Here is a 21,059-nt window from a genome sequence, read left to right as displayed (position 1 = left end):
CAAAAAAAAGGCGATTTAATTAGTTAATTTAGATTAAGTTTGGCATTTTTTCTATCTAATGTTGAATATAAGGGCAGCTTGGCTGATTATTCACTAAAACCAACAGCAACCTAGGTGAATGAGATGAAGCAATCCTATATTGAACGCCAACGCCAGATCCGTTTTGTGAAAGAGTATTTCTCCGATCAATTGGCGCAGCAGCTCAACCTGTTGGAAGTGCAAGCTCCTATTCTTAGTCGCCTAGGCGATGGCATGCAAGACAACCTATCGGGTTCAGAAAAAGCGGTGCAGGTAAAAGTTAAGGCCATTCCGCACTCCACGTTTGAAGTGGTGCATTCGTTGGCTAAGTGGAAGCGCCACACCTTAGCTCGCTTTGAGTTTGAAGCAGGTGAGGGCATTTATACAAACATGAAAGCCCTGCGCCCAGATGAAGATAGCTTAAGCCCCATCCACTCCGTATATGTGGATCAGTGGGATTGGGAGCTGGTGATGTCGGAGCAAGAGCGCAACGTCGATTTCTTGATGACGGTGGTCAATAAAATTTATGGCGCCATCAAGCAAACGGAAATGGCGGCGGCTAAGCAATACGGTTTAACGCCTTTCTTGCCCGAGCAAATTCATATTTTGCACGCCGAAGAGTTATTGAGTCGCTATCCAGATTTAGATGCTAAGGGTCGTGAGCGCGCCATTGCCAAAGAATTCGGTGCGGTATTCTTAATTGGCATAGGTTGTCAGCTAAGCCATGGCGACAGTCATGATGTGCGAGCGCCCGATTATGATGACTGGTCGAGCTTGGGTGTTGATGGCTTATGCGGCTTAAACGGCGATATCTTAGTTTGGAACCCAATTTTAGAAAATGCCTTCGAGTTATCTTCCATGGGTATCCGCGTAGATAAAGAAGCATTACGTTATCAGCTGGCGCTAACCGGCCAAGAAGACAGAGCCACTCAAGAATGGCATCAAGCGCTGTTAGCTGGTGATCTGCCACAGACAGTGGGCGGCGGTATTGGTCAGTCTCGCTTGGCCATGTTATTGCTGCAGCTATCGCACATTGGTCAGGTGCAGTGCGGGGTTTGGCCTGCAGAACTGCACGATGCAATTGATGGCATCCTATAACGCTGAGCATTATATACAATTGTGCATATTCGTTTTTAATAATTAATTACAGATAGCCAACCAATAAAAACGGGAACCTAAAGGTTCCCGTTTTTATCTAGTCATTTTTATTTATAAGTAAGCCGAGTATTAGTAACTAATAGAGCAATTCTGTAGCTGTTCGTTAAGAAATTGCATCACTTGGTGGCGAGTGACTATGCCAATCACTTTATCGTCTTCTATTACCGGATACAGTTTGGGCTTGGCACCACCCATCATGCGTGCCAGTTCAAATACACCAGTATCGGGTGATACGGTTAGCGGCTCTTTATACATTAAGTCATTGACCGTCACGCGGTTGTCGCAGTGATAGCTGGCTTTAACCAAATTAGGGATACAGTCTTGCTCGGAAAGAAAGCCGATGATCTTGCGCTGCGTATCCACTACAGGCAGGCCACTTAGGTCAGAAGCCAATAATTTATCCAGCGCCTCAGTGATCGACATGTCAGCCGTGAGTAACGGAATACTACGCCGCATGATCTCGCTTACCGTTGCCACTACCATAATGTTTCTCCTTCTCTATGGCCTAAACTGAGTGTGCCATTACTTCGCTTGGTAAGCCAATTTAGCGCTTCAGTCGGCTTAAACACTGCCACAGTTTCTTCTGCCAGCACTTTACTAGTGTAGTGCATCAATGTGCCCTAGGTAGGCAACAGACTAAACAACAAGGCCCTCTTTTTTGACAAAGGAGGGCCTTGTTAGCAGTGTGAGTACTTTTAATGCATTAAAAGCGATACGGGAAGCGCACACCCACCACGTAGTCAGGCGCATCTTGCGTTAAACCCGCTGCCCAATTAACCACCATGGATAAATTGTCGTCTATGGCCCAAGTCACGCCCATGCCCATAGTGGCGGAGTTGCCGTTGGTGCCGGGCACCTTGATCAAGTTGTTATTGCCATCTGTCTGTTTAGCTTCAAGGTTAAAACTTTGGTTAAAGTTGAGGGATAAACTTAAGCGCTCACTAAGCGCAAAAGCAATACCTAAACCGTAACCCAAAGAGTCGCCAAGTTGCACATCACCAGGTTGGCCTTTGCCGGCTGAGATATCGTCAAAACTGCCTTTTAAATAATGCGTGTAATCGACACTGGCAAATAAAATGGCAGGGTCTACTGTTTTTACCGCCGAGAAGCCCGTCGATAGCCCCCATAAGCCAGTACCAGTAGCAAGCTGAGAAGGAACATCGTTCAGGTTTGTAGCAGCATTAGGAGTATTGGGAATACCGAAAGGGTCGCGCCCAGTAGGGGCTGTGGCTCTAAAGTTCCAGACTAAATCGGGACGACTATTGGTTTCGGTCAGGAGGCGGTAATAAACGGCGCCACTGATATCGCCAATATTGCCATCTTGTAAGCTAGCAACGGCGATACCTGTTTTATCGTCACTCGCGTTATAGTCCATATAACGATAAATATAAGGTATTTTTAATTCCGCCTGCCAGCGATCGTTAAAGGTATAGCGGCCTGTTACGTCTGCGGTCCACTGATGGGAGCGAATGCGATCCGTGTCAATTTTACCGAGAAAAATGGCGTCATAAACCACTAAGCCGCGCAGCAATAGCTGTTTTCGATCGTAATAGGCGTAACTAACCCCCAAGTCGAGGCTAAATTTACGATCAAACACGTTATGCTGTTCTATCATTAAGCCTTCAGTAGATGGGCTTGGTGCTGGCTCTCGTCGGTCACCACTAACGCGGCCTGTGGTATCTGGCGTAGCTGACTGCTGTTGACTAGTGCTGATGCTGTTTTGTAAGTGATGAAGCTGCTGATTTTGTTGGATAAGCTGTTGGCGTAAATTATCAAGTTGCTGTTGCAATAAAGCCTCTTCGGTTCCCAAAGAGGCTTCTTGTGCTATCGCTAAAGTTGAAAAACTACTCAATACCGCTAACGCTATTATCGTTTTTTTCATGCGCAATCCCTGCATGTTAAGTGATTTTTACCGAGCTCCCATGGGTAGTTGCTGCCGCAGGGTCTCTGCCAAGTCAGCATAGGAGCCCAGCTGGTCGCCCATATAAAATTTAGTCTGATTGGAAATTAACTTATTATTATCGGCAATACTAAGTTGTTGCACAAAACCTTGGTTACCGTTACTGCCTCGCAACATTTGTGTTGAGCTAAGGTTGCCATCTTTAGAAGAGTATGTCATCCCCAGACTGCCGTTATTGAAGTCATAACGCACCATGCCATCAGGCAAGTTGAGCTGATAATGCCCTTGATTGAGAGATGAGCCTTTCGTTTGCATCTGACCGGGTACAAACATTAAGTCGTTGATGCCAGTGTTGGCGTTGCCCGCGATTTGCGCGACCTGAACTAAACCACTGCCATTAGGTAGTTGATTGTTAGTGCCAGCGTTGCCTTGATGGGAGTCTGATGTCAAAGAGACATCATTGCCATAGCCGCTCATGCTAATAGCGGGATTATTGCGATTGAAATTAACATTTAATTGCATGCCACTGGTCATTATGCTGCCATTTGGGCCCACTACTGAAGTAATAAATTCAATGCCAAAGTAATGAGCTTTAGGGCCGGCAACAAACTTACCCCGCTGTGCACCTAATACGTCATCAGCTAATAACACGCCAATATCGTGGTTATTGAAAGGAGCGGGTATCTCAGATGCTTGCACTAGACCGACACTGGATATTAGAGCCAATAAACCTGAAATTTTTTTCATGATTGCCTCACAATAAATCTTTATAGTTAAAACCAAACTCCATTAAGGCAGCATCAGACACAGGTACAAAACGTCCGTCTCGGCCTCGTGCGGTTAGTGGTAATGCAGGGTTGGCTAAAATAGAGTGTTTATCATAACCTTCACCAACAATTGCTAGTATGATATTATTCCAGCCAGCCAAAAACTCGTCCATTTCAATTATTTTATTGCCCAGTGCTGGATCGGCTAAATAAACTCTTTTTTCACTATCAATTTTTTTAAGTACCACAAAGTGGTGAAACCCTTTAAGATCGAGTAGTACTATAGAAGGGATTGTTAATTGATCAATGTTTTCTGCGGAAACTTTAAAACCTTTTGCTTCCATACCGAGCATTTCAACATAGTTTTTCATGTCTAACATGGAAAAGCCATATTGAGCTACCAGCTCAGGATTAGACATAGCCAGCATGCCATCCATTACCCACTTTTCGTTAGTCGGTATGTTATAAGAATATTTTAATATAGTAGCGACAGAGGCTGCGCCGCAGCTAAAGTCTGTTTGTTGTTGTTCTACGCCAATAAAACGACGTTCGGCTAGGCTGATTACTTTTTTACTGGAACCGCCTACGCCTGATACTATGCCTGTCATATTAATATTGGCAGCCATAGTTGAATATGAAAAAGAGAGTAACACGCTAATTAAGAGTAACTTCATTGCTGTTCCCTTAACAAAAAATAAAGGGCTCCGGATTACTCCGGAGCCCAGTAGTCAAGTGTTACATATTACCAACACTCAATGCCATGCTGTTGCTTTGCAGGTTATTCGTACCTGATGCCACGTTTACGCCGATATTACCGGCCGCGTTATTTAATGAGCCACCGCTAATGCTAGCGTTGTTGACGTTAGTACGACCAACAATGTGATTCACTACCGCTAAGTTGCCAGACAAAGTAACAGTACCTAAATCAATGTCTCCGTTCTCGGCAAACTTAAAGTGGCTTTCAACGCCCGCATCATCTGGGCTTCTGTCAAAGTCCGCATGGCCCCAGTAATCTTGACCACCTGGGTGATTCTGGTCTGCCTGTCCACTTGGTCCTTGCCAGATTTCTGGGTAAACGTCGTTGCTTTGTTCGCTATTACCATTATATGTACCATTAACCTTACCTGATAAAGACATATTTATAGATTTACCTTCAGTCTTTTTCATTTGAGTTTCGTTTAGGGTATAGTTACCGGTAGTAAACTGCTTGTTATCAACGGTAGACACTGCTAAATTAGTATCTTTACCGTAGGATACAGCAAAGTTATTGGCTTGTACGTTGCCGTTACCCGAAGCCACGTTGGCACCTAAGTTACCGGCTGAGCCATTGAGCGAACCACCAGAAATACTGGCATTATTATGATTGCCTATATTGTAGGTTTTATTAAGAGCAGATACTTGTGTCGAGCCAATTTCTGCGTCAACGGAGGCGCCTTTATCACCCCATAAAGAACGAGACGGGTTACCTAACGCAGTTATTGCGGTGTTGTTAGCCTGCACGTTATTGTCACCCGCCGCTACGTTAACGCCACTATTACCTTTTAAATTATTGGCTGAGCCACCGGATACGCTAGCATTATTCTCATTTCTAGTGTTTCTTACTTCGTTATCGGTAGTATTCTGGTAACTATCAATTACTGCCATACCAAGCTGATTAATTCCAACATAACCACCAATGTGAGCGTGGCCTTTGTAGTCGATTTTATTAGTGATTTCGACATTCTTATAAATATCTACGCCTGTCCCATGCGACCCATTTTCACTTGCGCTAGCAAAGGCAGTACCACTTAAGCCAAGCATAACTACGGCTGCAACTGGGGCTATAATAAATTTTTTCATTGTCTCTCTCCTTGAAAGCAATTTTAGTTTTATTTACTGCAACGGTTTACGATAAGCACATGATTCATTTCTTACCATGCATGTTATCGCTTACTGAATGGGCATAGATACCCGGTTTACTACTATATTGCCATTACCAGCAATTTGGTTTATTTGAATGGCGCCACTGGCGCCCTTCAATGAATTATTGTCTAAATAAAATGTTTTATCCCCGACGCTGTCTTCATCTATTAAATTTAAACTGTTAGTCGGGCGTGTACTCAATGACATATCAGATAGCACTTGGGCATGCTCACCAAAGGCAATGCTTATATCATTGAGCTGAATATTATGTGAGCCAGAAACTTGGTTAACAGAAATCAAACCGTGCGCATTGTGCAAGGTGTTAGCTTCAATGCGTACGCTGGCTACTCCATTGTGGTTTAAACCTTCGGTATACATTTTTGATTTGCTAATTGCTTGAGCTTGTTGCCCTATAGCAATGCTTTTATTATTAGCTTGAATATTATTATCACCCGCAGCCGTGTTAACACCTATAATACCGCTGATGTTATTGAGGCTGTTGGACTCTATACGGTTGATATCTTGATGCAGGTTAGCTGCCGCCACATTGAGAGACACGAACAACAAAGCTGCGGTGGTGTAGGTCACACTTTGGCTGGCTGCTTTCATGATGTTGTCCTTGTTCATGCTTTGCTCCCTGCATCTGCTCGTAATGAGATTGCTTGGTTCTTGTATAAGATATTGCAATAACGGGGCCAACTTTTAAGTTGTTGATTTATATGTGGTTATGTTTATTTGTGACAATTTCGTGTCTCACTAGTGAGATTTGTTGAATATGCTAAAACAAAATAAAGTAAGCAAAATCAAAGGTTTATTGATTTTCTCTCAAAAATTTCCGAGTATCACAATTGAGACCTTATGCTACATATCATTAACTTATGATTTCTTATAACTAAACTTTTGCCCCGTACGGTTATCGACTAGTCTTAAGGGCACACCGGCATCATCATCTAGCAGGGAATAGCGAATGAATTACCGGCAACAGCAGGATCCAAGATTGTTTGTCTGCCATAGCGATGGCGACATTGTTCAAGAAATCGATAGGATGCAATGGGATCTAGTAAGAGTCAGCAATCTCGTGAGCCCACCACTCTCTTCTCGGATGGAAGGAGTACAGGTAGGTGTCATTGAGATCAGTGAAAATACGAATCTCGATTTTATCGAAACCTTTATTAGAGCGAATGCGGCTATTTTTTGGGTCGCCATGGTGAACAAAGAAGAATTAGATAACCATGCAGTACGTTATTTACTGAAAAATTATTTTTACGATTTTCACACCAACCCGCCTGATTTTACGCGGCTGCAATACCTGTTGGGACATGCCTTCGGGATGGCCCAGTTATGTGCCGCAGAGCGTCCGGCGGTTACATTTACAGCCTCAGAGTCGTCCATACTCGGTCAGAGCCAGAGTATTTCTTCCCTTAAGCAGCAGCTGCAGAAAGTGTCTGTGTCTCAGCTACCCGTATTGATCACAGGTGAAAGTGGCACGGGTAAAGAGCTAGTGGCGCAAAAGCTACATGCGGGGTCTGAATGTGCAGCGGGGCCTTTTATTGCGGTGAACTGTGGCGCCTTACCGGCTCAGTTAGTGCAGTCTGAATTATTTGGCCACGAAAAAGGCGCATTTACCGGCGCTACCCAGCGTAAAATTGGCAAAATAGAAGCCGCGCATAACGGCTCTTTATTTCTTGATGAAATTGGTGATTTACCTCTAGAAGAGCAAGTAAACTTATTGCGCTTCTTGCAAGAAAAAACCATAGAGCGGGTGGGCTCCCATCAATCCATTCATCTTAATGTCCGTATTATTGCCGCCACTCACGTGGACTTAGAAGCCGCAGTAAAAGAGGGAAGGTTTCGGCAAGACTTGTACTTTCGCCTTAACGTGATCCGCTTGAAAATTCCTCCTCTGCGCCAACGTGGAGACGATGTTTTGTTGTTAGCGCATCATTTTCTTGGCCAGCAAGATAACTACAATCGTTTGAGTTTTTCCGATGCAGCAGAGGTTGCTATGTTGCAACATAACTGGCCGGGCAATGTGCGAGAGCTGCTCAACCGAGTACAAAGGGCAACGGTAATGACCAGCGGGCGCTACATTCAACCAATAGACTTAGAAATAGCGTCAGGGGCCCCAGCCACGGCGGGCGATTGTCTAAAAGTCATTAGAGAAGAAGCGGAGCGAGATGCCTTGGCGCGAGCACTGAATGAAGCCCAAGGTAAAGTGAGCAGTGTGGCCAAACAGCTAAATATCTCACGCGCCACCTTATATCGTTTATTAGACAAGCACAGCTTGCTGTAGTGCACGCTTATTGACTGATAACATTCGCTATAAACACCTAGCGGCTACTCATTGAGTAGCCGTTTTATATTCTGTTGTCCGCCTTTAGGTGCATTTTTGTTATCCTGCTTGCCCGTTAAATAAATGAGTGTCTGTAAGATGTCCCATACTGCGCTAAGATTTTTGCCTCGCTCGCTACTGCGCTTGGTCTTGGTTGCCTTTACCTTAGTATTACTGCCGCTCATTTTACTGGTGATCCAAAACGGACGTAGCTTGGAGCAGGTTATTTTATCTGCTCAAGCAGGCGTGGAGAGTGCGGTGGTCGATACCCGTCGGGCCACAGATATGAACGATCTGGCACTGGAAATGGAGCGGGCCATTCGCCGTTATGTGGTATTAGAAAATCCTGAAATACGCCAATCCTATTTACGTTTGTTAGAGCGCTACCGATTGGAACTAGAACAACTGCTAGTGAGTATTGATGGCGGAGATCTCGGGGCTTCATTACAACATCAATTACTGTATTTGGTTGATCTGGCGCAGGCGAGTAACGATGAAATTCGCCAAAGAGTGGTTATTTTTAACTCTTTTAGCAGTGCTACTGTGGCGCTCGATAAGTTGACCCGCTCGCAAATAGATGCGCGTATTCAACAAGAACGCGATCATGTTATCGTAGTTCGCCAGCAATTATTGCTGCTCAGCGGTGCGCTGGGAGGGGCCAGTTTACTGCTGGCTTTGTTGTTTACTTATCTGATTATTCGCCCTGTGCGGCAGTTAGAAAAAAGAATTTTAAACTTAGGCGCCGGCGTAGAGCCAGAAACAAAGCCGATCCGCGGGCCTGTCGAGTTAGTTGAGCTGGGCGATAAATTACAGTGGCTGCATTTACGCTTGCGAGAGCTGGAAGCACAAAAGTTACAGTTCTTACGACATTTATCTCATGAGTTAAAAACTCCGTTGGCCAGTTTGCGTGAAGGGGCGGACTTGTTACTCGAGAAAGTCACGGGGCCTTTGACTGACGAACAAGAAGAAATCTGTGAGCTGTTAGTACTAAACAGCTTTCGGCTGCAAGAGCTAATTGAGCAACTGCTCGATTACAATCGCATTAAACAAGTGCAAGTGTATGAAGAGTCGGTGGTGGTATTGCCTTTATTAGAGCAAAGCTTGACCGCGCATCGTTTGACCATCGAAAACAAAAATCTGCAGGTGAGTGTGGCGCTGATTGATGAGTGCCCGTTAGCGGACGGTCACCGTTTAAAGCTGGTGCTCGATAACCTGATTTCTAATGCGGTGAACTATGCAGATGTAGGCGGTGTGCTGCAAATAACATCCCGGCTTAGCGCCGAGTCTGCAGAATATGTATTAACCGTGGCTAATACCGGACAACCTATTCCGGAACAGGATAAAGACCGTATTTTTGAGCCATTTGTGCAAGGCAATCAGGTGCGCAAAGGGGTATTAAAAGGCTCGGGTATTGGTCTGAGTATTGCGCGCGAAGCGGCCTTAAGCATGGGCGGACGTTTGATTTTGGATACAGAAATGACAGCGCTGGTTTGTTTTGAACTTAGCCTGCCTAACCATAATAATAAAGGAATCACTGATGAATAAAGCATGCTTTGGCGCTGCTTTAGCGCTGATGTTATCTGGTTGTACCTTGCCTTTTCCCCTGTTACAACAGCCCGAGCCTAAGGTTGAAGTCAAAGAGCCTTCAGAGGCTCAACAGCTGAATGCTTGGCTAGCGCTGTCTGATACCGTACTGCACAGTAATGACAGCCAGCGCCAACAGGCCTTGGGTCAGTTACAAAATACTCCTCAAGCGGAATTAAAGCGCGCGCTCTGGCAGAGTCACCCCAAAGCCAGCACCAGCCAACGCCAGCAGGCCCAGCAATTGTTTCAGCAACACCTAGCCACAGCCTCACCCGCAGAACAACAGTTACTGAGGGTGTATCAAAGCTATAATCAAGAAATCTTACAGATGCAGCGCCAGTTAGTGGATCGTCAACAGCAAGTAAACAATCTGACCAAAAAACTGAAAGAGCTGGCGAACATCGAACAGCAGATCAACGACCGTAAATTTCAAGAGTAACGGCCATGAAACGTAAAGCCAGAATATTACTAGTGGACGATGATGTCAGCTTACTTAAGTTGTTGGGATTACGTCTTAAGAGTGAAGGCTTTGCGGTCACGACCGCCGGCAGTGGTGCCGAAGCCTTAACTTGGTTAGAGCAAGAGCGGCCCGACTTGGTATTGAGTGACCTGCGCATGGACGGCATGGACGGTTTGGCGTTATTTGATCGCATTCAACGCCAGCACGTAGGGCTGCCGGTGGTGATCATGACTGCTCACGGCTCTATTACCGATGCCATTACGGCCACCCGCTCTGGGGTATTTGGTTTTTTAACTAAGCCGATTGATAAAGAAGAATTACGTAAAACCATCAATCAAGCCTTGGCCGTGTCATTGCCCGCAGTGGTGGATGACTGGCAGCAAAGGGTGCCCACGCGCAGCCCTATTATGATTGCGTTACTCGAGCAGGCGCGGCGCATCGCGCCCTTGGATATCAGTGTATTACTGACGGGACCATCGGGTTCCGGCAAGGCGCTGATGGCTCAGGCGTTGCACGACGCTAGCCCGCGCCAAGATTATCCTTTTATCTCGCTAAACTGCGGCGCCATGACCGAGCAATTGTTGGAGTCGGAGCTGTTTGGCCATGTGAACGGGGCTTTTAGTGGTGCGACTTCGGATCATCCTGGGGTGTTTATTAGCGCCGCCGGCGGCACTGTGCTGTTAGAAGATGTGGGGGAGCTCAGCCCCGCATTGCAAGGCAAGCTGCTGCAAGTGTTAGCCCAACAGCAAGTACGGGCTTTGGGCGCCAGTCAAAGTGCGACCACAGATGTGCGGGTACTGTCTTCTACTAGCCGTGACTTGGTGACGGCCATGGAGGAGGGGACATTTCGCGAAGACTTGTTTTATCGACTCAATGTGATGAACCTGCAGCTGCCGGCGCTTGAACAAAGGCCGGAAGATATCCCCTTGCTGGCCCGCCAAGCGCTAGAGCAACTCAAAACCCGCCAACAAACGCAGGTAACGGGCTTTTCTCCCGAGGCGTTATCCATGTTGGCCGCGGCCAATTGGCCCGGTAATGTGCGCCAATTACTGAATGTGGTGGAGCAAGCGGTGGCCATGGCGTCGGTGCCTGTGATTGGCACTCAGCTATTGGAAGGTATTTTGGCGGATAGCGGTGAGCAATTCCCGACCTTTAATGAGGCGCGGGCTGAGTTTGAGCGGCTCTATCTGCATAAAATTTTGCGCATGACCGACGGTAACGTGAGCCAAGCGGCGGGCTTGGCGGGGCGTAATCGCACCGACTTTTATAAACTACTGAGTCGCCATGGGATTGAGGCTGGCGCTTATAAGGAAAAGCGTAAGGAGTGAAATTTTTTTGCGGTGAGGTCGCTCTTGTAGGTAAGCCTTTAATAAGCCGCCAATACACTCGACTCACTACGGGACTCACATGCTAATTTATAATAAGAAAAAATCACACTTAAGCGAAAACCAAGTCACGCCTGAGTCTGTGTATTTGCAGCGCCGCCAAATCCTGCAAGGATTAGGCTTAGGGCTGGGAGCTGCCGCATTAAGCGCACCGGCCAGCGCCAGCCTCTTTGATTCTCTTCTCGGTAGTAAAGAGACTAAAGAGCAGGGCGCTAGAGAAGTGACAGCCAGCACTGAGCCACTCACTTTTAGCCAACCTAAAGCTTATCAACTAAACGTTGCACCCACCGCCGAGCGGGTCGCCACCAGTTATAATAACTTCTACGAGTTTGGTGCCGACAAATCCGATCCTGCACGCTATGCCCAGCAATTTAAGACTAAGCCTTGGACCATTACCATTTCTGGCGAAGTGGAGAATCCACAAACCATAGATGTCTGGGCTTGGCTAGAGAAGCAACAGTTAGAAGAGCGTATTTATCGCCATCGCTGTGTGGAAGCTTGGTCTATGGTGATCCCTTGGCTGGGCGTGCCTTTAAGTAGCATCATGAAGGCGGCTAAGCCTACCTCGAAAGCTAAGTATGTGGCTTTTGAAACCTTGTATGATCCTAAGCAGATGCGCGGCCAAGCGTCGCGCTTTGTGGGGGGCGGTATTGAGTATCCCTATGTAGAAGGCTTGCGACTCGATGAAGCCATGCATCCCTTAGCGCTGTTAGCTGTGGGCATGTACGGTAAAACCTTGCCGCCGCAAAATGGCGCGCCGGTGCGTTTAGTACTGCCTTGGAAATATGGCTTTAAGGGCATTAAGTCCATCGTAAATATTCACCTGACCGATAAACAACCGCCCACCACCTGGAATAAGCTGGCCTCTTACGAGTATGGTTTTTATGCCAACGTCAATCCCAAGGTTGACCACCCTCGTTGGAGCCAAGCCACCGAGCGAGTTATCGCCGAAGGCGGCTTATTTGGCAGTGGGCGCCAGCCTACTTTGATGTTCAACGGCTATGAAGATGAAGTGGCCAGCCTTTATCAAGGCATGGATTTACGGAAATTCTACTAGGTGAAAGCGCTGCGTATAAAATTAAGCCCGAAGAAGATAACCGGCCTTAAAGTGCTGCTGCATCTTGCGGCTATATTGCCGTTAGTGTGGCTGCCGTGGGCGTTTTCGGTCGGCCGCTTTAGTGCCGACCCTATTCCTGAACTGATCCAGTATTTTGGGGATTGGGCGCTGCGCATCTTATTGCTGAGCTTGTGTGTTTCGCCGTTGGCCAAGGCGCTTAAAAGTGCGACCTTGATTAAGGTGCGCCGCCTTATCGGCTTGTGGAGTTTTGCCTATGCCAGTTTACATCTACTGGTGTGGTTATGGTTGGATCTGCAATGGGGCTGGAGTCTAATTGGTAGCGAGATTATTAAACGCGGCTTTGTCACCCTTGGCATGTTGTCTTGGTTAATACTCTTGCTGCTGAGCTTAACGTCCCTACAAAAAATCCAACGACGCCTAGGTCGCTACTGGCAGCGGTTGCATAACTGGGTCTATTTGGCGGCAGTCTTGATCCCCATTCATTACTGGTGGGCCGTGAAGTCGGGCTGGATCCAACCGCTTATTTATCTGCTGCTGAGCCTCAGCTTATTATGGTGGCGTCGTGACAAGCTGCTGCGCCCACTCAAAGGCCTATTTAAGCGTCAAACATCCAGCACTAAGCGCAGGTAGCGATTTCTCGCCACACCCATCCTTGAAAGAACAACCAGTGCTCTTGGTCCGTTTTTTCTCTGTTCTTCATTAGCGTAGTCGCTCGCGCTGGGTTTCCCTCTCATGTTTGCCCACATTCAGCTAAACTGACGCCTTAAATAAACAGCTAATGTATTACTAATCAACGGCGGAGTAGCGAATGGATAATCAGGCTTGGGCACTGTGTTTTCTGGATGAAGGGGTCGCCATGTCGGTGATCAGCCGCAAAGAAACCCGCTGCCAGTGGCTGGAAGATAAAGAGCATGCCTTTGAACACTTGCTGAATGACTACCTGAACTATGTGGCTGAATTAGGTGAACTAGAGCCGGAGCAGGTCTTGGTCGCCAAAGAGCGCTTCGAGTTATTAATCGAGCAATATCCAGAGCCGGAGGTATTAACCGAGTACCTTAACGATCTTACCGTAGGGTTAACGCGCCTGCTGTGGTTTGGCCCGCTGTCGGCACTGGCCGAAGACTACGGTGACTTTCCACTGGCGCTGCGTGCTTTTTATTGGCAAGAGTATGGCGAAGGTGACGAAGACCCAGTTGAACCAGTAGTAGAAGACGACTGGATTTACTTGGTAGAGTGCATGGACGACTTCTTGCTCGAAGACGATTATTGAGTTTGCGCTAACATTGCTGCTAACCTGTATCCATATACAGTTATCTTAAGTTGAGCCATGATCCTTTATATCGCCGAAAAGCCTAGTCTTGGGCGCGCCTTAGCGGCCGCCTTGCCACAACCTCAGCAAAAGAATGAGGGCTTTATTCGTCTGGGTAATGGCGATGTGGTTACTTGGTGTATTGGTCATTTGCTTGAACAGGCCCAGCCCGATGCTTACGACCCCGCATTTAAGCAATGGCGCTTAGAGCACTTGCCGATTATTCCTCGCGAGTGGAAGTTAGAAGCCAAGCCTAAAACTCGCAGTCAGCTAGCCGTGGTCAAAAAGCTGCTTAAGCAAGCCACCGAGATAGTGCACGTGGGGGACCCGGATCGCGAAGGTCAGTTGTTGGTAGATCAAGTGATCAGCTTTTGTGGTGTGTCTAGCGCTAAGCGCGAGCGCGTGCAGCGCTGTTTAATCAGTGATCTTAACCCCAGTGCAGTTAAAAAATCGCTGGCGGCCCTGCGCTCCAATAAAGAGTTTGTGCCCTTGTCGGTATCGGCATTGGCCCGCTCTCGCGCTGATTGGTTGTACGGCATTAATATGAGTCGGCTGTGCACCATTCAGGGGCAAAAAATGGGCTATCAAGGCGTGCTGTCGGTGGGGCGCGTGCAAACGCCGCTACTGGGCTTAGTGGTGCGCCGCGACCAAGAGATCGCCGACTTTACTGCCAAGACTTATTTTGACGTGCTAGCGCACCTCACCACAGAGCAAGCCCAAGCATTTAAGGCAAAATGGCAACCCAGCGCAGCCTGTGCGCCTTGGCAGGATGAAGAAGGGCGGGTGTTATCTCAGAGTTTGGCCGATAACGTAGTCAAGCGTATTACCCAGCAAAACGGTCGCGTGACTAAAGCTGAAACTAAATCCCGCCAACAGCCACCGCCCTTGCCTTATAATTTATCCTCCTTGCAAATAGATGCCGCGCGCCGTTTTGGCTTAAGCGCCAAGCAGGTACTCGATATCTGTCAGACGCTCTACGAGCGCCATAAATTGCTCACCTATCCCCGCTCCGATAATCGCTATTTGCCCAGTGAGCATTTTTCCCAAGCCGGTGCTGTGACGCAAGCGATCGCTAACACCTGCACTGAGCTGGCAGGTGCCTTAAGCGGTGCTGATTTAAGTCGGCGCAGTAAAGCATGGGATGATAAAAAAGTGGCGGCGCATCACGCTATTATTCCTACTGCTAAAGCCATGGATGGCAGCAAATTATCCAGTACCGAGCTAAAGGTGTATCAACTAGTGGCTCGCCAATATTTGGCGCAGTTTTATCCGCCTTGGCAGTATGAGGATAAATTACTGGAGCTGGAGATTGCCGGTGGCCGCTTTGTGGCTCGCGCCCGTCAACAAGGCAGCCCGGGGTGGAAGCAGCTATTTGCCCAAACTCGCCAAGCCAGCCCAGCAGAGCCTGAGGATGAAGAGCTGCAGTCACAGCTGCCGGCATTAACGGTGGGGGATACAGTGTTTTGTGTACGCGGTGAGCGACTCGACAAACTCACTCAGCCGCCGCGTTATTTTACCGATGCCACCTTGTTGGCCGCCATGACCAATATTGCACGCTACGTAACGGACGGCGAGCTGAAAAAAATATTGCGCGACACCGATGGCTTAGGCACTGAGGCCACGCGAGCAGGGATTATCGAATTGCTATTTACCCGCCAGTTTTTACGCCGCGAAGGTAAGCAAATTCGTGCCACAGAGGCCGGCGCCCAGTTGATTGCCAGTTTACCGGCTTCTGCCACCACGCCCGATATGACGGCCCGTTGGGAGTCGGTACTGGACGCCATCAGTCGCAAGCAAGCCGGTTATCAAGCCTTTATGACGGATCTGGAAACGTCATTGCCACAGTTAATTGCCGCCGTGGATGTGAACGCTTTTAAGGGCCTAAAAGGCAGCGGTAAAGCGCCAAATTTTAAAAAGCGTAAAGGGCGAGCTAAAACGGCGAAGCCTAACTCCTAAAGTAGATAGCGGTGTTCCACTCCACTTATGAGTTCAGGTACACTGAGCCGGCATTTATTTAGGAACCCTCATCATGCAAGTTACCTCGGCTTCTCTCGCCCCCTATAACACTTTTGGTCTTAAACACACTGCCGAGCAATTGGTAGAGCTAACGGCGCGCGAGCAGCTGCAACGTTTATGGCAAGCGTATCGACAGACGCCGTTATTATTAGTCGGTGAGGGCTCTAACCTGCTGTTTACTGCTCCCTTTACTGGGCTGGTGCTGGTTAATCGACTGAAAGGCATCAAAGTCACCGAGACCGAAGATGCTTGGTTGGTAGCGGTGGAAGGCGGAGAAAACTGGCATCAATTGGTGTGCCTATGTTTAGAACAGAATATGCCTGGGTTGGAAAACTTGGCCCTGATCCCCGGCACTGTGGGCGCATCACCGGTGCAGAATATCGGTGCTTATGGGGTGGAGCTGGCGCAATTTTGTCAGAAAGTAGAAAGCTTCGACTGGCAAAGCGGCGAGTATAAAACCTGGTCTAATGAGGAGTGCGGCTTTGGTTATCGTGACAGCGTCTTTAAGCATGAGGCACGACTGCACTTAATCATCGGCGTGACCTTTCGTTTACCTAAAGCTTGGCAGCCGGTGCTTGGCTATGGCCCGCTGGCTGAATTGGGAGAGGCGGCCACACCGGCGCAAATCTTTGAAAAGGTGTGCGCTACTCGCCAAGCGAAATTGCCAGATCCCGCGGTGCTCGGTAATGCGGGCAGTTTCTTTAAAAACCCGAAAGTGGTCACGGCGCAAGCGGAGGCGCTTAAGTTGGCGTGGCCCAAGTTGCCAGTATTTGCCGCCGAGCCGGGAGTCAGTAAATTGGCTGCCGGTTGGTTGATTGAACAAGCGGGCTTAAAAGGCGTGCAGGTGGGGGGAGCCGGTGTGCATACCCAACAAGCCTTAGTGCTGGTCAATTTGGGCGGTGCCACGGCGGCGGATGTATTGCGCTTGGCGGCCTTAGTGCGTGAGCGGGTAGAGCAGATGTTTGGCGTGCGCCTTGAGCCAGAGGTGCGCATGATAGGGGCGGATGGTGAAACTTACTTGGATGAGGCGCTGGCGTGTCTGAACTAAAATCCGAGCCTAAACCCGAGCCTAAACAAGAGCTAAGCCCATTGCGCGAAGCTTTGCTTACGCTACTGAGTGATGGTCAGTTTCACTCTGGCGAACAATTAGGCGAGCAATTGGCGGTGAGTCGGGCGGCGGTCAGTAAACATGTGCAAGCCATTAAGGCGCTGGGGCTCGAGGTGTACAGCGTGAGTGGTAAGGGCTATCGCTTGGCGGTGCCCTTGCAGTTATTGGATCAATATCGGTTAAGTCGTGAGCTGGCGCCACAACGGGTGGATCTTATTCCAGTCATTGGCTCGACCAATCAGCATTGGCTATCGCAACTTAATCAGCTCAATAACGGCGATATCTGTGTTGCCGAGTGCCAAACAGCGGGCCGAGGCCGACGGGGCCGCAGTTGGGTATCGCCTTTTGGTGGCCAGCTGATCATGAGCATGTATTGGCGTCTCGAGCAGGGCATGGCGGCGGCCATGGGCTTGAGCCTAGTAGTGGGCATTGCCGTGGTAGAGTCATTAGCAGCCCAAGGCTTTAGTGGCGTACAACTTAAATGGCCCAATGATTTATACGTAAATGGTCGCAAGCTGGCCGGCATCTTAGTGGAAATGTCCGGCACTGCCGGCGGGCCTTGTCAGTTGGTGATTGGTTTAGGCTTAAATTTACTATTGCCGAGCAGCGAGCAAGCGCGCATTAGCCAACCCTTTGCTGAATTGGCTGAATTAGGTGACATTAACGATCGTAACGGTTTAGTGATAGCCCTCAGTCAGCATCTGCAGCACTCGTTAGATATTTTTGAAGCTCAGGGCATTCGTGCTTTTCGCGAGCAATGGAATCAGCTTGACTACTTTAACGGCAAGCCGGTGCGGATATTGATGGGTGAGCAAGTTATTCAGGGCACAGCCCGTGGCATAGATGAGCAAGGCGCGCTGTTATTGGAGTTAGCAGATGGCAAAATCAAGCGCTTCTTAGGCGGCGAAGTGTCGTTACGCGCTGAAGAGCCTCGCGCGTGAGGTGTGAGGGGTAAAGTGTGAAGCGTAAAACAAGCTGGCGTTTTTTGTTTGTCCACCTCACTCCTACACTTTCCCCTTCACGGCTGTTCGGTTACTTTCTCAGCCATACCTGCTCTATGCCGTGGGCTTGACCTTTGGTCAGGATCAGCTCGGCGCGGTCTTTGGTGGGCAGGATGTTTTGCTTAAGGTTTTGGTAGTTAATGTCTTGCCAAATGCGACTGGCGGTGGCCATCGCTTGGGCTTCTGATAACTGGGCATAGTGATGAAAATAAGAATCGGGATCGGCAAAGGCGCCGTCGCGTAACGTTAAGAAACGCTCCACATACCAAGTTTTAAGCAACTGCTCATCCGCATCGACAAAAACCGAGAAGTCCACGAAGTCTGAAACAAATACCCGATGCGGCTCATGAGGGTAGTCCATGCCACTTTGCAGTACGTTTAAGCCCTCTATGATGACAATGTCCGCCTGCTCCACCACTTCTTCCGCGTCCGGAATGATGTCGTAACTCAGGTGCGAGTACAAAGGTGCCGTGACGCGAGGCTTCCCGGATTTTATATCAGACACAAACTGCACCAAACGACGAATGTCATAAGACTCAGGAAATCCTTTCTTATGCATCAAGTCGCGCGCTTCTAGCTCCGCATTTGGATACAGAAAACCATCCGTGGTCACCAAGGCGACGGTGGGATGTTGCGGCCAGCGTTCTAGGAGTGCTGCAAGAATGCGCGCCGTGGTGCTTTTACCTACTGCTACTGAGCCGGCAATGCTGATAATGTAGGGCAGATGACGGGGCTCTTTTCTTAAAAACTGATCCAACACCTTACTGCGCCTTTGCTTAGCCTTAATGTAGAGATTCAGCAAGCGCGACAATGGCAAGTAGATATCTCTGACTTCTGCCAGTGAGACCTTGTCATTAATGCCACGCAGCCGTGTTAACTCAGCTTCGCTTAAAGGTTGATGCACAGTGTCACGCAGCTCAGACCAAGCTTCGCGAGAAAAGGCAATATAAGGAGAGTCGTTGTCTATCGTCATAAGGATGTAGTCATAAGCCTGTGGTCATAAGTTAGTGGCATGAGGCCGTGCTGTGGGTCGCTTAGCGACGATACACCAAGGTTTAAGCGCCGACAAGCCAGCTAGGGCTTAAGTTGCGCGGAGCGCTCAAGAAAAATTTTTTGCCTAATGCCTGTATATTTGTGGCATAAACGGCGGCTAAACGAGGTGAAAAGTGGCTTTGTTGTTTGTTTATTGTGCAGTTGAGCGCGCTAAGGCAAAAACTTAGCATTCAGCGCTTGCATAACGGCATGCCCATGGCCTAGAATTCGCCTCGTTCTAGTGCCGGCATAGCTCAGTTGGTAGAGCAACTGACTTGTAATCAGTAGGTCCCGAGTTCGACTCTTGGTGCCGGCACCATAACATTGGAGGGGTTCCCGAGTGGCTAAAGGGATCAGACTGTAAATCTGACGGCTCAGCCTTCACTGGTTCGAATCCAGTCCCCTCCACCATCTTTTAGATATCGCACGCTGCGCTATCTCGTTTAACTAAACTTTGACGTATTCGAGTAAAGTTAAATAACCTGTTTTGCGGGCATCGTATAATGGCTATTACCTCAGCCTTCCAAGCTGATGACGCGGGTTCGATTCCCGCTGCCCGCTCCAATTATTAATGCAAATTAATAATTAAGAGCAAAAAGCTGCTGATATAGCTCAGTTGGTAGAGCGCACCCTTGGTAAGGGTGAGGTCCCCAGTTCGAATCCGGGTATCAGCACCATTTTAAGTGCTTATGCCTTCCGGTTATTCTCCCCTTTATATTTCTCTGTACTCTCAACTTGCTCACTTTTTCTTGCTCAGTCTGTTCACGACTGGCGCTTTGTTGATCTTGGCGTTCGGTCTGCATTGCACTTATTGCTCTTTTTGCGGGTAGAGGGTAGCGAAAGGGCAGGGGAGCGACTAAAATCAGCAGGTAATTACGCTTACAATCCCAGTCGAAAGCCCTTATAATGCGGCCCTTATTGTGTATAGGGGCGTAGTTCCAATTGGTAGAACGGCGGTCTCCAAAACCGACGGATGGGGGTTCGAATCCCTCCGCCCCTGCCATATACCTCGCCGACAGCGGGGTCTTCGCGTCCGTAATGGACTCAAGTTTTAGACAGGTAGCCTTATGAGTGCAAATATTGAGAGCCAAAGCGGGGCCAAAGATTCCCTGTTATGGGGACTAGTGTTTATTATTTTGGTAGCAACCGTGGTTGCAAACTCTCTTTATAGCGAGCTGTCGGTGGCCCTTCGTGCCGCGGCCGTTGTTGTCGCCTTAGGGGTGGCTGGATTATTGGCCTACCAAACACATAAAGGTAAGACTACGGTCGCCTTTGCTAAAGAATCTCGTCTGGAAATGCGCAAAGTGGTGTGGCCTAACCGCCAAGAAGCGATCCAAACTACCCTGATTGTACTAGCCGTCACTGCTGTGGTCGGCCTGTTTCTATTTATGCTGGATGGCTTGCTGGTATGGCTGGTCAATCTGGTCACCGGAGTATAGGGATTAACCATGTCTGAACCAGAACAAAGAATGCGTTGGTACGTGATCCAAGCGTTTTCCGGATACGAAGGCCGCGTTCAGAAATCGCTTATCGAGCATATCCGGCTGAATGAGATGGAAGAGCAGTTTGGCGAAATTTTAGTGCCAACTGAAGAAGTGGTCGAAATGCGCGCTGGTCAAAAACGTAAGAGCGAGCGCAAATTCTTCCCCGGCTACGTCTTAGTACAAATGCAGATGAACGATGCCAGCTGGCACCTAGTGCGCAGTATTCCGCGCGTGATGGGCTTTATCGGTGGTACGCCTGAGCGTCCGGCACCTATCTCTGATAAAGAAGCAGATTTGATCTTGAATCGTCTGCAAGATGCGATTGATAAGCCGAAACCAAAAACCCTGTTTGAACCGGGTGAACTGGTGCGTGTTTCTGAAGGTCCGTTCGCCGACTTTAACGGTGTGGTGGAATCGGTTGATTATGAGAAGAGCCGCATTAAGGTGTCGGTCATGATCTTCGGTCGTTCTACCCCAGTTGAGCTGGAGTTTGGTCAGGTTGAAAAATCCTGATTAAAGTTTGCT

The 21,059-nt window shown here is 48.4% G+C and carries 20 protein-coding genes and 5 tRNA genes; 18 read left to right on the top strand and 7 right to left on the bottom strand.

Annotated elements, in window-relative coordinates; translation table 11 throughout:
• Positions 1-123 precede the first annotated feature (123 nt).
• Positions 124-1,116: an aspartate--ammonia ligase gene (asnA, locus tag R0134_RS14155; RefSeq protein WP_319782603.1), complete on the top strand. Its 993-nt coding sequence runs from the start codon at positions 124-126 to the stop codon at positions 1,114-1,116.
• Between the two features lie 129 nt (positions 1,117-1,245).
• Here asnA and R0134_RS14150 read toward each other — a convergent pair whose 3' ends face one another.
• The 6 genes from R0134_RS14150 to R0134_RS14125 form a co-directional block, all read right to left on the bottom strand.
• Positions 1,246-1,653, bottom strand: coding sequence for a CBS domain-containing protein (locus R0134_RS14150; RefSeq protein WP_413641466.1), 408 nt, complete (start codon positions 1,651-1,653; stop codon positions 1,246-1,248).
• A gap of 226 nt (positions 1,654-1,879) precedes the next feature.
• A complete protein-coding gene (locus tag R0134_RS14145; RefSeq protein ID WP_319782601.1) occupies positions 1,880-3,058 on the bottom strand; it encodes a transporter in 1,179 nt (392 codons plus the stop codon).
• Between the two features lie 27 nt (positions 3,059-3,085).
• Positions 3,086-3,823: a hypothetical protein gene (locus R0134_RS14140; protein ID WP_319782600.1), complete on the bottom strand. Its 738-nt coding sequence runs from the start codon at positions 3,821-3,823 to the stop codon at positions 3,086-3,088.
• Positions 3,824-3,830: 7 nt separating this feature from the next.
• Positions 3,831-4,517: a C39 family peptidase gene (locus tag R0134_RS14135; protein WP_319782599.1), complete on the bottom strand. Its 687-nt coding sequence runs from the start codon at positions 4,515-4,517 to the stop codon at positions 3,831-3,833.
• Between the two features lie 61 nt (positions 4,518-4,578).
• Positions 4,579-5,682: a hypothetical protein gene (locus tag R0134_RS14130; protein ID WP_319782598.1), complete on the bottom strand. Its 1,104-nt coding sequence runs from the start codon at positions 5,680-5,682 to the stop codon at positions 4,579-4,581.
• A gap of 90 nt (positions 5,683-5,772) precedes the next feature.
• A complete protein-coding gene (locus R0134_RS14125; protein ID WP_319782597.1) occupies positions 5,773-6,372 on the bottom strand; it encodes a hypothetical protein in 600 nt (199 codons plus the stop codon).
• 340 nt (positions 6,373-6,712) lie between these two features.
• Between R0134_RS14125 and R0134_RS14120 the strand changes: the two genes are divergently transcribed.
• The 10 genes from R0134_RS14120 to birA all read left to right on the top strand — a co-directional run bounded on the left by R0134_RS14120 (position 6,713) and on the right by birA (position 17,958).
• The gene (locus R0134_RS14120) at positions 6,713-8,038 is read left to right on the top strand and encodes a sigma-54 dependent transcriptional regulator (protein WP_319782596.1); all 1,326 of its coding nucleotides are present in this window, start codon (positions 6,713-6,715) and stop codon (positions 8,036-8,038) included.
• Positions 8,039-8,176: 138 nt separating this feature from the next.
• Positions 8,177-9,622: a HAMP domain-containing sensor histidine kinase gene (locus tag R0134_RS14115; RefSeq protein ID WP_319782595.1), complete on the top strand. Its 1,446-nt coding sequence runs from the start codon at positions 8,177-8,179 to the stop codon at positions 9,620-9,622.
• Positions 9,615-10,100, top strand: coding sequence for a hypothetical protein (locus R0134_RS14110; RefSeq protein ID WP_319782594.1), 486 nt, complete (start codon positions 9,615-9,617; stop codon positions 10,098-10,100). The genes R0134_RS14115 and R0134_RS14110 overlap by 8 nt, the downstream gene beginning before the upstream one ends.
• A 5-nt stretch (positions 10,101-10,105) precedes the next feature.
• Positions 10,106-11,449, top strand: a complete 1,344-nt coding sequence (locus R0134_RS14105) for a sigma 54-interacting transcriptional regulator (protein WP_319782593.1) — start codon at positions 10,106-10,108, stop codon at positions 11,447-11,449.
• Positions 11,450-11,528: 79 nt separating this feature from the next.
• A complete protein-coding gene (gene msrP / locus R0134_RS14100) occupies positions 11,529-12,563 on the top strand; it encodes a protein-methionine-sulfoxide reductase catalytic subunit MsrP (RefSeq protein WP_319782592.1) in 1,035 nt (344 codons plus the stop codon).
• Positions 12,564-12,572: 9 nt separating this feature from the next.
• Entirely contained in the window at positions 12,573-13,214 is a 642-nt protein-coding gene (locus R0134_RS14095) for a protein-methionine-sulfoxide reductase heme-binding subunit MsrQ (protein WP_319784378.1), read from the top strand.
• A 178-nt stretch (positions 13,215-13,392) separates the two neighbouring features.
• Positions 13,393-13,854, top strand: a complete 462-nt coding sequence (locus tag R0134_RS14090) for a hypothetical protein (protein ID WP_319782590.1) — start codon at positions 13,393-13,395, stop codon at positions 13,852-13,854.
• Between the two features lie 57 nt (positions 13,855-13,911).
• Positions 13,912-15,849: a DNA topoisomerase III gene (locus R0134_RS14085; RefSeq protein ID WP_319782589.1), complete on the top strand. Its 1,938-nt coding sequence runs from the start codon at positions 13,912-13,914 to the stop codon at positions 15,847-15,849.
• 73 nt (positions 15,850-15,922) lie between these two features.
• Positions 15,923-16,957, top strand: coding sequence for a UDP-N-acetylmuramate dehydrogenase (gene murB / locus R0134_RS14080; RefSeq protein ID WP_319782588.1), 1,035 nt, complete (start codon positions 15,923-15,925; stop codon positions 16,955-16,957).
• The gene (gene birA / locus R0134_RS14075; RefSeq protein ID WP_319782586.1) at positions 16,945-17,958 is read left to right on the top strand and encodes a bifunctional biotin--[acetyl-CoA-carboxylase] ligase/biotin operon repressor BirA; all 1,014 of its coding nucleotides are present in this window, start codon (positions 16,945-16,947) and stop codon (positions 17,956-17,958) included. The genes murB and birA overlap by 13 nt, the downstream gene beginning before the upstream one ends.
• A 91-nt stretch (positions 17,959-18,049) precedes the next feature.
• On the opposite strand, the gene coaA is transcribed toward birA, so the two are convergent.
• On the bottom strand, positions 18,050-18,991 hold the full coding sequence (gene coaA / locus R0134_RS14070) for a type I pantothenate kinase (protein WP_319782584.1): 942 nt from the start codon (positions 18,989-18,991) through the stop codon (positions 18,050-18,052).
• A 302-nt stretch (positions 18,992-19,293) separates the two neighbouring features.
• Between coaA and R0134_RS14065 the strand changes: the two genes are divergently transcribed.
• The 7 genes from R0134_RS14065 to nusG all read left to right on the top strand — a co-directional run bounded on the left by R0134_RS14065 (position 19,294) and on the right by nusG (position 21,047).
• A tRNA-Thr gene (locus R0134_RS14065) sits at positions 19,294-19,369 on the top strand.
• Between the two features lie 7 nt (positions 19,370-19,376).
• A tRNA-Tyr gene (locus R0134_RS14060) sits at positions 19,377-19,461 on the top strand.
• A gap of 78 nt (positions 19,462-19,539) precedes the next feature.
• Positions 19,540-19,614: transfer RNA gene (locus R0134_RS14055), tRNA-Gly, on the top strand.
• 37 nt (positions 19,615-19,651) lie between these two features.
• Positions 19,652-19,727: transfer RNA gene (locus tag R0134_RS14050), tRNA-Thr, on the top strand.
• 249 nt (positions 19,728-19,976) lie between these two features.
• A tRNA-Trp gene (locus R0134_RS14045) sits at positions 19,977-20,053 on the top strand.
• Between the two features lie 64 nt (positions 20,054-20,117).
• Positions 20,118-20,489, top strand: a complete 372-nt coding sequence (secE, locus tag R0134_RS14040) for a preprotein translocase subunit SecE (protein ID WP_319782583.1) — start codon at positions 20,118-20,120, stop codon at positions 20,487-20,489.
• 30 nt (positions 20,490-20,519) lie between these two features.
• Positions 20,520-21,047, top strand: a complete 528-nt coding sequence (gene nusG, locus R0134_RS14035) for a transcription termination/antitermination protein NusG (protein ID WP_407668791.1) — start codon at positions 20,520-20,522, stop codon at positions 21,045-21,047.
• Positions 21,048-21,059 lie beyond the last annotated feature (12 nt).

The organism is Oceanisphaera sp. IT1-181 (assembly GCF_033807535.1).
Classification (GTDB): Bacteria; Pseudomonadota; Gammaproteobacteria; order Enterobacterales; family Aeromonadaceae; genus Oceanimonas.
This window is presented reverse-complemented; position numbering and strand designations above follow the sequence as displayed.